Annotated in this window: 10 protein-coding genes and 4 tRNA genes; 13 read left to right on the top strand and 1 reads right to left on the bottom strand. The window is 41.5% G+C overall.

The features are described 5' to 3' along the window. Positions 1–11 precede the first annotated feature (11 nt). The 7 genes from MAF46_RS04380 to fdxA all read left to right on the top strand — a co-directional run bounded on the left by MAF46_RS04380 (position 12) and on the right by fdxA (position 4,168). Positions 12–93, top strand: a tRNA-Tyr gene (locus MAF46_RS04380). A 1-nt stretch (position 94) separates the two neighbouring features. Next, positions 95–166, top strand: a tRNA-Thr gene (locus MAF46_RS04375). Positions 167–170: 4 nt separating this feature from the next. Continuing rightward, positions 171–244: transfer RNA gene (locus MAF46_RS04370), tRNA-Met, on the top strand. Positions 245–294: 50 nt separating this feature from the next. Beyond that, on the top strand, positions 295–465 hold the full coding sequence (rpmG, locus tag MAF46_RS04365; protein ID WP_004114322.1) for a 50S ribosomal protein L33: 171 nt from the start codon (positions 295–297) through the stop codon (positions 463–465). 87 nt (positions 466–552) lie between these two features. Then, complete coding sequence (locus tag MAF46_RS04360; protein ID WP_004131683.1) at positions 553–1,836, top strand: FAD-binding protein; 1,284 nt, start codon at positions 553–555, stop codon at positions 1,834–1,836. A 212-nt stretch (positions 1,837–2,048) separates the two neighbouring features. Continuing rightward, positions 2,049–3,692, top strand: a complete 1,644-nt coding sequence (locus MAF46_RS04355; protein ID WP_060785855.1) for an APC family permease — start codon at positions 2,049–2,051, stop codon at positions 3,690–3,692. Positions 3,693–3,847: 155 nt separating this feature from the next. Further along, complete coding sequence (gene fdxA / locus MAF46_RS04350; protein ID WP_004131685.1) at positions 3,848–4,168, top strand: ferredoxin; 321 nt, start codon at positions 3,848–3,850, stop codon at positions 4,166–4,168. Here the strand turns inward: fdxA and dinB are convergent. Continuing rightward, positions 4,165–5,496, bottom strand: coding sequence for a DNA polymerase IV (gene dinB, locus MAF46_RS04345; protein ID WP_060785856.1), 1,332 nt, complete (start codon positions 5,494–5,496; stop codon positions 4,165–4,167). The two genes, fdxA and dinB, sit on opposite strands and share 4 nt — an antisense overlap. 127 nt (positions 5,497–5,623) lie before the next feature. Here dinB and MAF46_RS04340 point away from each other — a divergent pair, with 127 nt between their 5' ends. From MAF46_RS04340 to MAF46_RS04315, 6 genes are all read left to right on the top strand, one after another. Continuing rightward, positions 5,624–6,562 carry an EamA family transporter gene (locus tag MAF46_RS04340; RefSeq protein ID WP_060785857.1) on the top strand — a complete coding sequence of 313 codons (939 nt, stop codon included), beginning with the start codon at positions 5,624–5,626 and terminating at the stop codon, positions 6,560–6,562. A gap of 119 nt (positions 6,563–6,681) precedes the next feature. Continuing rightward, a tRNA-Ser gene (locus MAF46_RS04335) sits at positions 6,682–6,768 on the top strand. 359 nt (positions 6,769–7,127) lie between these two features. Then, the gene (locus tag MAF46_RS04330; protein ID WP_060785858.1) at positions 7,128–10,355 is read left to right on the top strand and encodes a dermokine domain-containing protein; all 3,228 of its coding nucleotides are present in this window, start codon (positions 7,128–7,130) and stop codon (positions 10,353–10,355) included. A gap of 223 nt (positions 10,356–10,578) precedes the next feature. Continuing rightward, the gene (locus MAF46_RS04325; protein WP_004131689.1) at positions 10,579–10,872 is read left to right on the top strand and encodes a metal-sensitive transcriptional regulator; all 294 of its coding nucleotides are present in this window, start codon (positions 10,579–10,581) and stop codon (positions 10,870–10,872) included. Between the two features lie 114 nt (positions 10,873–10,986). Next, positions 10,987–11,628 (top strand): IMPACT family protein, encoded by a 642-nt coding sequence (locus MAF46_RS04320; protein ID WP_081090832.1) that lies wholly within the window; start codon positions 10,987–10,989, stop codon positions 11,626–11,628. A gap of 123 nt (positions 11,629–11,751) precedes the next feature. Beyond that, positions 11,752–12,444, top strand: a complete 693-nt coding sequence (locus MAF46_RS04315; protein ID WP_020757323.1) for a hypothetical protein — start codon at positions 11,752–11,754, stop codon at positions 12,442–12,444. Positions 12,445–12,538 lie beyond the last annotated feature (94 nt).

Here is a 12,538-nt window from a genome sequence, read left to right as displayed (position 1 = left end):
GCGGTTACGTTGGCGGGTTACCAGAGCGGCCAAATGGGACTGACTGTAAATCAGTTGCTTCGTGCTTCAGTGGTTCAAATCCACTACCCGCCACGCCTCGATAGCTCAGTGGTAGAGCACTTCCTTGGTAAGGAAGAGGTCGTGAGTCCGATTCTCACTCGAGGCTCTCTGGCGGGGTAGCTCAGCTGGCTAGAGCGTACGACTCATAATCGTAAGGTCAAGAGTTCGAGTCTCTTCCTCGCTACAATGGCCAGCAGGAGTTGGTCAACATACAATATTCTAGAGGTGAACAAAATGGCAAGTAAGAGCGCAGACATCCGTCCAGGCATTACGCTTGCATGCACGGAGTGCAAGGAGCGTAATTACATCACGACGAAGAATCGTCGTAATACGCCTGATCGCCTTGAGTTGAGCAAGTTCTGCCCACGCTGCGGCAAGCACACTCTCCATCGCGAGACTCGCTAAAAGCGTGAACTTCGGCGAAGTTTTATAGCTTTATTACCCCGCGTTTTGCGGGGTTTTTTGTTATTTATTGCTGTTAGGATTAGTCGTATGAGTATGCAATCATCCTTATTGGAATCTGATAATCCAACTTTTGCAAATCTTACAACAATCGGCGTTGGAGGCTCTATTGCTCGTTTTGTAGAGCCTACTAGCAGAGTGGCTGTTATTGAAGCTGTAGAAGACGCAGATTGCGCTGGATTGCCGCTTTGTGTTATTGGCGGCGGGTCTAACATGCTTGTAAGCGACGAACCGTTTAACGGAGTTGTTGTGCGTGATGCTCGTCGTGAGATTTGCGTTTTAGATGAGGCAGCTCCTGGCATAGACGGCGTTGATAAAACTAGCGGAGATTTTTTGGTTCACGTTAGTGCAGAGGCTGGCTGCAATTGGGATGATTTTGTGTCTCACACTATTGAGCTTGGATTGCAAGGCGTAGAAGCGTTATCTGGGATTCCTGGAACTGTTGGTGCGTCTGTGGTACAAAACATTGGCGCATACGGTGCGGAAGTATCACAAAGTGTTGATTCTGTAGAAGTTTGGGATCGTAAAGACAAAACCACTTTTTATATGAATCTTGCGGATCTTAAATTTGGCTATCGCACGTCTGTTCTTAAGCAAAGCATGTATAAGGCTCCTGGTGTTGCTGCTGATTGCTTCTTCCCAACGCCTAGATACGTTGTTTTATCTGTTACTTTTTGCTTAAAGCATTCAAAAACAGGTGTTGTGGCTCATTCGCAGCTTGCTCACGCGCTTGGCGTACAAGTTGGAGATAGGATGGAAACGTCTAAGATTCGTCGCGAAGTTTTGCGCGTTAGAGCATCTAAGGGCATGCTCGAAGATGCTATGCGCTACGCAAATAAGTGGATGTGCTACGCAAAAAGCGAAAACGGTGTTGAGTCTTCTATTAGGCTTCAAAATGAAGACTATGTTTGTGGTGATTTGCAAGAGGGCGATTCCAAGTATGCGGATCGCCATAGTTGCGGAAGCTTCTTTATGAATCCGATTTTGACTAAATCTCAAGCAGATTTGCTCCCAGAAGATGCTCCGCGATTTGACGCCACTTTGCCAGATGGGTCTAAAGGAGTTAAGACTTCTGCAGCTTGGCTTATTGACCATGCTGGATTCCACAGGGGATTTAGACTTACGCAAAGCGATGGCATAAAAAGTAAAGCTGGATTATCTTCTTTACACACTTTGGCGTTGACTAATCGCAGTTGTGCAAAGTGCTCGGATATTGTTGATTTGGCGCGCAAAATCATAGATGGTGTTTACGATTCGTTTGGTGTAAAACTTGTTCCAGAGCCTGTTTTAATCGGCGTTAGTGCGGATTGTTAGGACAATTGTTAACACAAATTTAGCATAATTTAACATAATAAATTGCGATTTGTGTTGTGATTTTCCGCTAGACAAAGTACTATGCTCTTTTAATATCGTAAAAATTATTGTTTGATGACGATTAATGCGAGTTGAACCGTATTTTTTGCGATTTATAACATATATACCCTTATATGGAATGTTTTAGACGTAGTTTTAGAGAAGGTTGGATTATGCAAATATGGAGAAAAAAGTCTGTTGAACAGACTATTGCAGAAACAATGGATGGTGATCGCCATCTTAAGCGTACATTAAATGCTTGGGATTTGGCAGTTATGGGCGTAGCTGTTGCTGTTGGCGCTGGAATCTTCTCCGTTGGCGCTCAAGCAGCAGCATTCCACGCAGGTCCTGCAGTGATTATTAGCTTTATTATTGCTGGAATCGTTTGCGGAACGGCTGCAATGTGCTACGCGGAGTTTGCTTCGATGATTCCTGTTGCAGGATCTGCATACACCTTTACGTATACAACAGTTGGCGAGCTTGTTGCTTGGATTATTGGCTGGGATATGATTCTGGAAATGCTTATGGCAGGATCTGTTATAGCCAAATATTGGGGCGTTTATCTTAACGATTTAATGCACTTGTTTGGTCTTAACGTATCTACTTCGGTAAATATTGGCGGTTTTACTTTTGATCTTGCTCCAGTAGTTATTGTTGCGTTCTTTACGATTATGCTTGTTGTTGGAACAAAGCTTTCTGCTCGTTTTGACGGTGCTTTAACAATCTTGAAGATTGGTATTGTTCTGTTTGTTGTTGTTGTTGGATTCTTCTACATTAAGGCGTCTAACTTCACTCCATTTGTTCCACCTGCAACAGACGTTGCTAGCGTTAAGGGTATTCACGTTTCTGGCACTATGAGCCAGCCGCTCTGGCAGTGGATTACTGGCATGCAGCCAGCTGTTTACGGCGTTACGGGTATTCTTTCTGGCGCAGCACTTGTATTCTTTGCATTCATTGGATTCGACGTTGTTGCAACTACGGCAGAAGAAACTAAAGACCCACACAAGAACATTCCTAGGGGCATTGGTCTTGGTCTTTTGATTGTGACTGTTCTTTACATTCTTGTTGCTGTTGTTACAACTGGTATGGTCTCTTACAAGGATTTGGCTAAGCAAGAGGCTCCTTCGCTTTCTACTAGCTTTGAGCTTGTAGGTGCAACTTGGGCTGCTAAGATTATTTCTCTTGGCATTGTAATCGGCTTAACAACTGTTGTTATGGTTCTTCTTTTGGGCCTTACGCGTATTGTGTTTGCTGTTAGCCGAGATGGTTTGCTTCCACGTAGCTTCTCTAAGGTTAGCAAGCGAGGAATTCCTGCACGCATTCAGATTGTTTCTGGCGTTGTTGTGGCAATAATCGCTTCTACATTAGATATTGGAATTCTTTCCGATATGGTGAATATTGGTACGCTTTCTGCGTTCTTGCTTGTTTCTGCAGGTGTTCCGATTATGCGTATGCGTAGGCCTGATTTGCATCGATCCTTTATGGTTCCATGGAATCCAGTTCTGCCAATTTTCGCCGCGCTTTCTACATTCTGGCTTATGCTAAACCTTTCTGTGCTTACATGGATTCGTTTTGCAATCTGGCTTGCAATCGGCTTTACTGTGTACTTTGGCTATTCTTACCGCAACTCTTTGCTTGGAAGGCAAATTCGTAAAGCTAAGAAGCTTGGCGTTCCAGTAGAAACCTTGTTTGCACAAGATGCTGCTGCTGCAGAAAAAGTTGCGGAAGGCGAGTCGGAAGACCAAGCGCGAGCTGAAGCTGCTCAAGAGGTGGCTCAAGAGGCGACTGTTGGGTCTGCTCAAGAAGATGCTCAATAGGCTTTTGCTTTGAGACGTTGATTTCTTGAGACGTTAATTTAACTGTATTGAGTCGGTATGCGATTACGTATGCCGACTCAATGCGTTTTGCACTCGTAACGTGAACTATAATAGAAGAGTTAGTTTATTTTTGAGTGTGAAAGGGGGCGTTTGTTATGCCTTACGTTATTGCAGAACCGTGCGTTGACGTTAAAGATAAAGCGTGTGTTGACGAGTGCCCTGTTGATTGCATTTACGAAGGCGATCGTACGCTTTACATAAACCCTAACGAATGCGTTGATTGCGGTGCATGCGAGCCTGCATGCCCAGTAGAAGCCATCTTTTACGAAGACGATGTTCCAGAAGAGTGGGAATGGTATAAAGACGCTGCTGTGGAATACTTTAACAAACTTGGCGATTTAGGCGGAGCGCAAGAAGCTGGCCCATCTGGCTGGGATGAAGATCGCGTAGCTGCTCTTCCTAAAAAAGATGCTTAAATGCCCATTTGAGCAGCATCTTTACCATACTTTTTTCTTACTGCATCTAATACGTGTTCTGCGTGACTTATTCTTGCATGCGTATTTTTTATTGCGTTTTGCGCAATTTCTGTTGAATTTTTACGCATACCACTTATGGTGTTTTCTCTTTCGTTCTCTTCTAAGATGTCGCTAATCGTAGGCTGAACAAGCGCTTTGCTTTTATCTACAAGATTGCTTACGCTAACGCCAGCAAGCCTAACGGAGCTTAGTAAACAGACATGACTTCCGCCTAATTTATGGTCATGAACTGTTGGATTTACCGATTCTAGTAAATCGCAAGCATGCTTGTATAACTCTGGTGCGCAATCGGTTACGTTTCTTAATGTTTTGCATCTTGTTGCATAGTGCAAATCGCTAAATCGCAATTTTAGCGTTACCGTTTTTGCCATTGTGTTGCGATTGCGTAATTCTTGTGCCACTTCGTTGCAGCAGTGCCTGATCAGGTTTTTCACTGCTGCAATATCCGTGGTGTCTTTATCAAGAGTGCTTTCTGTACCAATGGATTTTTCTGGAACGTGGGGCGTTACTTGCCGTGTGTCAATTCCGCGCGAAGTGTTATAAAGCATTCGCGCAAGAACTTTAGACCCAGCAACTCGTTTCAAAGTCTTCTCATCTACACCTCTAAGCATCTCAATGCTGTTTATTCCCCACGTAGCTAGTTTTTTAGCAAGCGCAGGTCCAATTCCTGGTATTGCTCGTAATGGCATTATTGAAACAAAGTCGGCATTGCGATTTTGGGGGATAATCAACATTCCATTTGGCTTTGCGTTCGTTGACGCCATTTTTGCGATCAGCTTATTTGATGCAATCCCCACAGAGCAAGTGATGTGAAACTTGCGCGCGACTTCGCTTCTTATCCACTCGCCTATGGCGATGGGCGTTTTCCAGCGTAATAACGCTGAGCTAACGTCCATGTAACACTCGTCTACAGAAACCTGTTCAACTTTATCTGTGATCTTTGAAAAGACCTCCTTAAAAATCCTAGATGAAATGGAAACGTAATATGGCATATCTACCGACAAGAAAATGCCATTAGGGCACAATCTTCGTGCTTGCGCTGTAGGCATAGCGGAATTCACGCCATACTTACGTGCTTCGTAGCTGGCTGCCGAAACTACGGAGCGCGAGCCTGTACCAATAATCACAGGTTTGCCAAGTAACCTAGGATTACGCGCCGCCTCGAGTGATGCATAAAATGCATCCATATCGATATGAAGTATTGTGCAGCCAGACGCATTGCGCCCCCAATCGCGTTTAGCTGCATTAACTCGCGGTGCTGTGCTCATGAATTTATAGTAGAACAAACGTTCGATTTTGTACAATAGCGTGTCGCAATAAGTTTACGAAAAATAAGTGTAAAATACGCAAAATAACTACTGGCAAATATAACTACTGCCGTGTAGGGTATGCTTTATGAAACAAATCATAGTAAACGCGCTAAATCGCATGCCTGTTTTGCTAATCGTTGTTGCAGAAGCTGCAACGGTCTATCTAGCAACGTCTATAGCAAAAGTCGCGTTTAGCCAGCTCGATCCGCTATATTCTGTGTGGTATCGCGTTGGGTTTATGTCTTTGTTTTTGCTTGCTTGGAGAAGACCTTTTTCGCGTAAAAAGCGCGCTCGCAACTCTCTTCCTAAAACGTTAAAAGAATGGGCAATTGTTGTTGCTGTAGGCATTTCTGTTGTTCTTATGAACACAATGTTTTATTTAGCTATTAGTTGCATGGCTGTGGGGGTGGCTGTAACTATTGAGTTTGTAGGGCCTTTAATGGTTGCTGTTATAACTGGTAAAACATGGCGTGAGCGCGTTGGTATTGTTATTGCGGCTTGCGGAATTGTGCTTCTTGCAAGCGCGTCTATGCATTCTAACGAAAGTCCGCATTTTCTTGTTGGATTAGTGGCAATTCTTATTGGCGGATCAATGTGGGGAATGTACATTGTATCTGGGCGTATGCTTGCAAGAGGTTCTAATGCAATTGACAGAGTTAGTATAGCTATTTTAATTGGTTGGCTTTTGCAGTCGAGTGTTCTTGGAATCCCTGCAATTTTGCATGTTGTGCATCCTAAATCGAGTGCAACTTGGGCTGCTCAGCCTTATGGATCTTTGAAACTTCTTGGATTAATGGTTGTTATTGCGATTTGCGCGTCTTTTATTCCAACGCTTTTAGACCAGGTTTTGCTAAAGCGTGTGTCTTCTGCAAGATATTCAGTTATGCAAGCGCTTTATCCTGCGATTGCGGCGCTTGTTGGCATGGGATTTGGTGAAATGCCAACGTTGATTGACGTTTGCGGAATGGCTTTAGTTATGTTGGCTGTTGTGATTACATTTTCGGGAGATCACAATCCCGCATAAATCTTGCTGTTTTGCTATTAAATGCACTTTTGCGCGTTTGGTGTGTCGCTTAAGCATTGTGCACGTCCTCAAGAGGTGATATAGTCTGAATCTGTTGCTATCTTGAATAGTTACAAAGTGGAGTCATGCCTGAGTGGCCGATAGGGGCACCCTGCTAAGGTGTTAGTCGCGTAAGCGGCTCGAGAGTTCGAATCTCTCTGACTCCGCGATTCTAGCTCTAAATCGTTGAAAAATCAGCGGTTTAGAGCTTTTTTGTTTTGATTTTGTAAATAGCACCATGGTTGCTATTTTTGGCCTATAACCCCTGTTTTTCTGATTGCAACATATTCCTATAACCCTATAAACGCGAATCGCCAGCAACCACCACTACTGTGTGTAATTGTGCACAATTGTGTATAACAATGTGGATAACTACCCTCTAAAATAGCCTTTAACCACATTGAAAGTTTTTTATTTACAGATTGAAATTCCTAAATCATAGTTAGAGCATGAGCGAATTTTTCGTTCATCGTGGCTAGCAAAAACGTTTGTCACGTTAGAGAAAACAACGTTTTAAGGAGTTGATATGGGAAAACATGGATGTAAAGGGATTCCAATCTTTTTACGCAATAAGCGCACGCGAATGTTCTCTTTACTGACAGCGTTGCTGGCGACTATTGCAATTGTTGTTGGGAATGGCGCAATAAATGCTGCTTCTGCAGATATTTTTGCTCAATACTATACGTATAGTGATGCCTGTTCAAAAGTGAGTCCGAGCAGAAAAATTGTAAAAAAAGATGAAGATGGTAATTACGTATTTTGCATTAATACGGGATCAACTGTAAAAGCTGATTCCGATTGGAGAGATATTCCGCTTGATGTTAACAATATTAATGAAATCACAGCAAGAATAGCTAAGTCTTCTATTGAAAATGATTTTACATCCCAAATGGAGGCTGCAGCATATTTAATTCATGAACATTATGATGAAGATAAACGCGGGTGGGAAGAAGCGAAGCGTAGGGGATTTGATGGTGCGCCCAACTTAAAGGAAAATGCCGAAAAACTGTGGAATGAAGTAAGCAAAAAAACGCCTAACAGTATGGGATTCAAAATACTTAATCCTTATGCTACCTACTATTCTAAGCACGGTAGAGTAGTTATTGATGCGAATGGTATTGATCTAAACAAGGTTCCCTCTGGCTATGAAAATATAAATTTTAAAGTTACTGCAGTAGGCGATAAGTTGCGTTTTATAAAAGATAAGAAGCAGGTTAAAGAGGTTAAAGATTACATTGGATCTTATAGTACGTTGTATGGAATTGATTGGGTTGCAACAGGAGAAGGTGAAGCAGAAATTAAGGGTGAATACTACATTCCATATTTGCAAAGAAAAGATATAGGGAATGGAGCAGCTTTAATACGAGTAGCAAAAGATGAAAAAGTCAGAGAATTTACAAATGTATTAACAGAGAGAGCACACAGAAAGTTCCAGCCTTCGATTTCTTCTAAGTCGACTGTAAAAGAGTTGAAAGTAGGCGATTCTGTAGAAGATACTGTTACTTCGTCGCTAAAGAATCCTACTGAAGATGAGTGGGTAAGTGGTAAAGACGTTCGTGCTCGAGGATACTACTTTGTTGGTTCTTATAACGATATTATGAAAAAACGCGAAAATAAAAAAGACAAAGTAGAAGAGTATATAAAGGAACTACGAGAAGATAAGAATATTCGTCAAGTTGCTGCAGCCGATGTTTATTTTTCGGGAGAAAATCAAGAAGTTAAAGCGGTTGCGCACGAAGCAAAAGGTGACTTATCTAAAGATGAACTTGCTAGCGCAAAAGTTTATAAAGTGAACAAAGATGATGCAGGATTATTTGGAACGTGGGTTTGGTTTATTGATCCTGGAAATCAAAAAGACGACGTTAGAGAGTTTATTCCAGAAAAGTTTGTTGAAGAATTTGGAAACGTAAATTCAACAGTTTCGCATAAGGCAAAAATATCGATTGAACATGTTAAGAATCTAAAAAATAAAGATACAAATGACGTTTCGGATGCGATAGTTGTTAGTGGTGTTCCAAAAGACTACGGAAAATTTGATGGAAATACCGATTATGGGTTTAGTAAAGATGCAAAGATGAACATTCGTCTTTGGTGGGTTGGAAACAAAGATGGTTCAATGAGCAACGAAAATATGGTAAAGCTTGTTTCCAGCTCTGTAGAAGAGCCTAAAGAAGACGAAAATCATAAGAAAATAGATTCATGGGATGTTCCATTGCGTAATGGAACTTACACGCTTGGCAATGGAAAGATAATTCTTACTCATAACGAGTCTAATGGCAAAGAATCTGGCAAAGATAGCGATAGTGAAGATAACAAGGGCAGTGAAGATAACAAAGAGAACAGAAGTGCTGAGAATAAAAAAGAAAAGTCTGAAAAAGTTGGAGATATGATCGATCTTTTAGACGGCAATACGGCTAAAAGTGGAATGTATGTTTTTGTTTATGAATTCCCAGGTTCTTCTAGAGCGCAAGAGTTTAAGACGTCGTTTAATAACGAAGATAGTAGAAGCTTCTTTGATAGAAATAAGCCTGTTACTGTGACTGTTAATAAGGCGGAGAATGCTAGTGGTAAGGGCGAGCCTGGTAAGCAGGAGCCTGGTAAGCAAGATCCTGGTAATGTGAATCCTGGAAAAGAGCAGCCTGGTGGTTCTAGCGAAAAGCCTAGTAAGCAAGATCCTGATAAGCAAGATAATCCTGGTGGTTCTAGCGAAAAGCCTGGCGGTTTGCAGCCTGGCGGAACGCAGAATAATGGCGGCGCAAGTAGTGGCCAAAATGGTGGTGCAAGCGATGTTAAGAATGGTAATAAAAGTGGAGAGTCATCGGGTGAGCCTGCTGGTAGTGGAAATGTTACGGGTAGTGAAGTTGATCCAAAGACGTCTCCTAGTGGTGGCGTTGTAGATAATATTGTTTCAAAGCAGAATCCTCAGAATCCTCAAAATCCGCAAGGTTCTGGTGTGCAAGCTGGCAATAATACTCAGTCTGGCAGCACACAGGGTTCTGGGAAAAACGAGCCTGGTAAGCAGGAGCCTGGAAAAGAGCAGTCTGGTAATGCGAATCCTGTGAAGAGTGAGCCTGGTGTGCAAAAGCCTGGTGGTTCTAGCGAAAAGCCTGGCGGCACACAAGGTTCTAGTGCGCAGAATGAAGTTGCTGGCACACAGTCTGGCAGAGCGCAAGTCGGCAACAATGCGCAATCTGGTGTAAACGCTGGAGCGAATAATAATACGCTCGGTGCGCAAGTAGATGCTGGAACCAATAATACAGTTCATCAAAGTGCAGATGCGACTGGCGAGAGTAATGCTAATAACGATAAAATTAGTGAAAAAAACAATAAAAAAGATGGTCAAAGTAATGTTAATACGGATTCTCAGCATAAATCTGAGCATGTCGAAGGCAAGGAAGATAGCAAGGAAGGTAAATATACAGCTACTAAATCAGGTGCTATTCAGAGAGGTGATTCTAAGAAGGTTGATACTCATCAAAGCGCTACTCAGCCGGGAGATTCTAAACAGGGAGATTCTCAGTATGGAGATAATCAACAAGTAAGCGACTCTAATGTAGAGCAGAACTCGCAGCCAAATAATCAATATGTAAGTGGAACAAAAAATTCAAAACGACGCCATGCTCGTCTAGGTGCTAATGTTGGGCATCTAGTAACAACTGGCGTAAAAGTTGAAACAACATTAATGTTCTCTCTGGCTATATTGCTTATTGCAGGATCTGTGATTTTGGCAAAACGTGTAAGCTACATTGCATAAAATCTCTCATAAAATATTTGATTCATATGTGCATAAATTTGTAAAACATGTATGTTGAGATATATTAATAAAGTATTAAAACAGATAAAAATAGTTGCGTTGTATAATATGCATAATTTATTCTATAAACATAGCTTTTTGGCGCTTATAGTTTTGCGTACTATACAACGCACAATTATTATGTAAATAGTATATAAAAGCACTGTTTTCAAATGAGGTTTTTATGAGTGACTACAACATAGATAAAGAAAAGATGTTGGTTCGCTTGCATAGAGTATGTGGGCAAGTTCACGCTGTTGAAAATATGGTTGAAAAAGGGGAAGACTACAACAACATTCTTATGCAACTTTCTGCATCTACGGCAGCTCTTAGGGCAGTTGCGCTTATAGTTGCTCATCAAGAAATATCAAAGGCCTTAGAAGAAGCGCAAGACGCTGGAAATAAAAAGGTTACAGATAAGAAAGTTGCAGAGCTTGTAGACGTTGTAGATCACTTAATGCGTTACGATAAGTCGTGATTTGTGATTTGTGACTTGTGACTTGCGATTCTAGCGGTTGCATATAATCTTTTGTAGCTTTAAGACTGTTTGAATTGAAAACGATTTGAATATCGAATATCGAATATGAAGAATATGCAAAATATGCGAACCGTAACTGATTTATGTGAGAATCCTGCGCACTTTGCTTTTGTGGAAAAGAAGTCCGAATTTATTTCGGACGCTTGCCACGTTTCTAGTGCTGAAGAAGCGCTTGAGTTTGTAGAGTCAATTAGGATGATTCACCCCAAAGCAAGGCATGTTGCGTACGCTACGATTTACGCAGATAAAAATGGCAGATTGTGCGAGCGTATGAGCGATGACGGCGAGCCATCTGGCACTGCAGGTAAGCCAATTTTAGATGTTATTAGGTCTTCTAATGTTGTAGACGCAGTTGTAACAGTTACGCGCTATTTTGGTGGGATTTTGCTTGGCTCTGGTGGTTTAATAAGAGCGTATTCTGCTTCGGCTGCAGGTGCTATAAAGTCTAGTAAAATAGCGGATATTGTAGAGTGTAATTGTTTTTCTTGCAAAGTTGAGTACTCGCATTTAAGAATGTTTAAGCATTTATTGTTAAAAAATAATGCGGAAATTATAAGCGAAGAATACGGCGTTTCTATTGAATTAACAGTGAGTTTGCCGCGTGAAGAATCAGATAGATTCCTTGAAGCAGTAAAAAATACATTTTCGGGAGTAATAATTCCAGATTTTTGCGGTGTTTGCACTAGAATTTGCTGATTTTTATTTTTAGTGATTCTTGTTTGATTCTTGTTTAACGCTTGTTTGATTCTTGGTTTTAAGATTTGTGTTGCAAAGCTGGTAGATTATATAAGTGATTAAGCAAAGGTTGGTGAGTCGTTTATGAATGATACGCAAAAGCTTAATGGCGTTGAGCAAAACGATGATTTAGGCAATGGTGCAAGCCGCGATTTATCTATTGAATCTAATGATTCTAGCAATTCATATGAGCCGTTAACCGCGGTGTATGAGCATTTAAGGCATTCCAGTGATTCTAAAGAATTGCATGAATTTGCTGTAAAAGAGTTGCCAGATAGGTCTGATCAGGCAGGATTTTCTAGAGCGACTGCACTTTTGGAAGCTGTAGCAGGCAATTCAAACACTCCAGAAGAAGATCGCATTCACTTAGCAACAGTAATGCCATTCCCGAATATCTTGGTTAAGCTTTCTCAAGACGAATCAAGTAATGTTCGCTTAGCTGTTGCAAAGAACGAAAATGCTAAGAATTGGCTAGTTGGAAGGCTTACTAAAGATTCTTGTGCAGAAGTTAGAGATGCCGCTTTGTGCAATCCGCGAACATCTTGGAAAATGCGATTAGAAGGTGCGCAAACAAATGGTGTTAGCACAAAAACGTTGGATTACTTGGCTTCTCTTGGTGCAAGCGAAGAAAGTGGCGATTCTCCTGTGCTCTCTGCAATGGTAAGAAGAGCAGTGGCTCTTAATCCTGGTGTGTCGCAGCCAACTTTGATTGCTTTGTCTAAAGATAAGGACTCGGATGTCTCGCTTGCTGCGTCAAAAGTCTTAAATAAGTCTTAAATAAGTCTTAAATATAAAAATAAGTCTTGAGTATAAAAGTAAAATGAATAATAATTGCATACGTTTGCATTAAAACCCCACAAATAGACTCGAT

This window comes from Gardnerella pickettii (assembly GCF_029226345.1).
Taxonomy (GTDB): Bacteria; Actinomycetota; Actinomycetes; order Actinomycetales; family Bifidobacteriaceae; genus Bifidobacterium; species Bifidobacterium piotii.
The sequence above is the reverse complement of the archived record's forward strand: the minus strand, read 5'-3'. Positions and strand labels throughout refer to the sequence as shown.

Excerpts from the sequence above, each read along its gene's own strand:
- rpmG (WP_004114322.1), top strand. The coding sequence starts at position 295 with ATGGCAAGTAAGAGCGCAGACATCCGTCCAGGCATTACGCTTGCATGC.
- MAF46_RS04360 (WP_004131683.1), top strand. The coding sequence starts at position 553 with ATGAGTATGCAATCATCCTTATTGGAATCTGATAATCCAACTTTTGCA.
- MAF46_RS04355 (WP_060785855.1), top strand. The coding sequence starts at position 2,049 with ATGCAAATATGGAGAAAAAAGTCTGTTGAACAGACTATTGCAGAAACA.
- fdxA (WP_004131685.1), top strand. The coding sequence starts at position 3,848 with ATGCCTTACGTTATTGCAGAACCGTGCGTTGACGTTAAAGATAAAGCG.
- dinB (WP_060785856.1), bottom strand. The coding sequence starts at position 5,496 with ATGAGCACAGCACCGCGAGTTAATGCAGCTAAACGCGATTGGGGGCGC.
- MAF46_RS04340 (WP_060785857.1), top strand. The coding sequence starts at position 5,624 with ATGAAACAAATCATAGTAAACGCGCTAAATCGCATGCCTGTTTTGCTA.
- MAF46_RS04330 (WP_060785858.1), top strand. The coding sequence starts at position 7,128 with ATGGGAAAACATGGATGTAAAGGGATTCCAATCTTTTTACGCAATAAG.
- MAF46_RS04325 (WP_004131689.1), top strand. The coding sequence starts at position 10,579 with ATGAGTGACTACAACATAGATAAAGAAAAGATGTTGGTTCGCTTGCAT.
- MAF46_RS04320 (WP_081090832.1), top strand. The coding sequence starts at position 10,987 with ATGCAAAATATGCGAACCGTAACTGATTTATGTGAGAATCCTGCGCAC.
- MAF46_RS04315 (WP_020757323.1), top strand. The coding sequence starts at position 11,752 with ATGAATGATACGCAAAAGCTTAATGGCGTTGAGCAAAACGATGATTTA.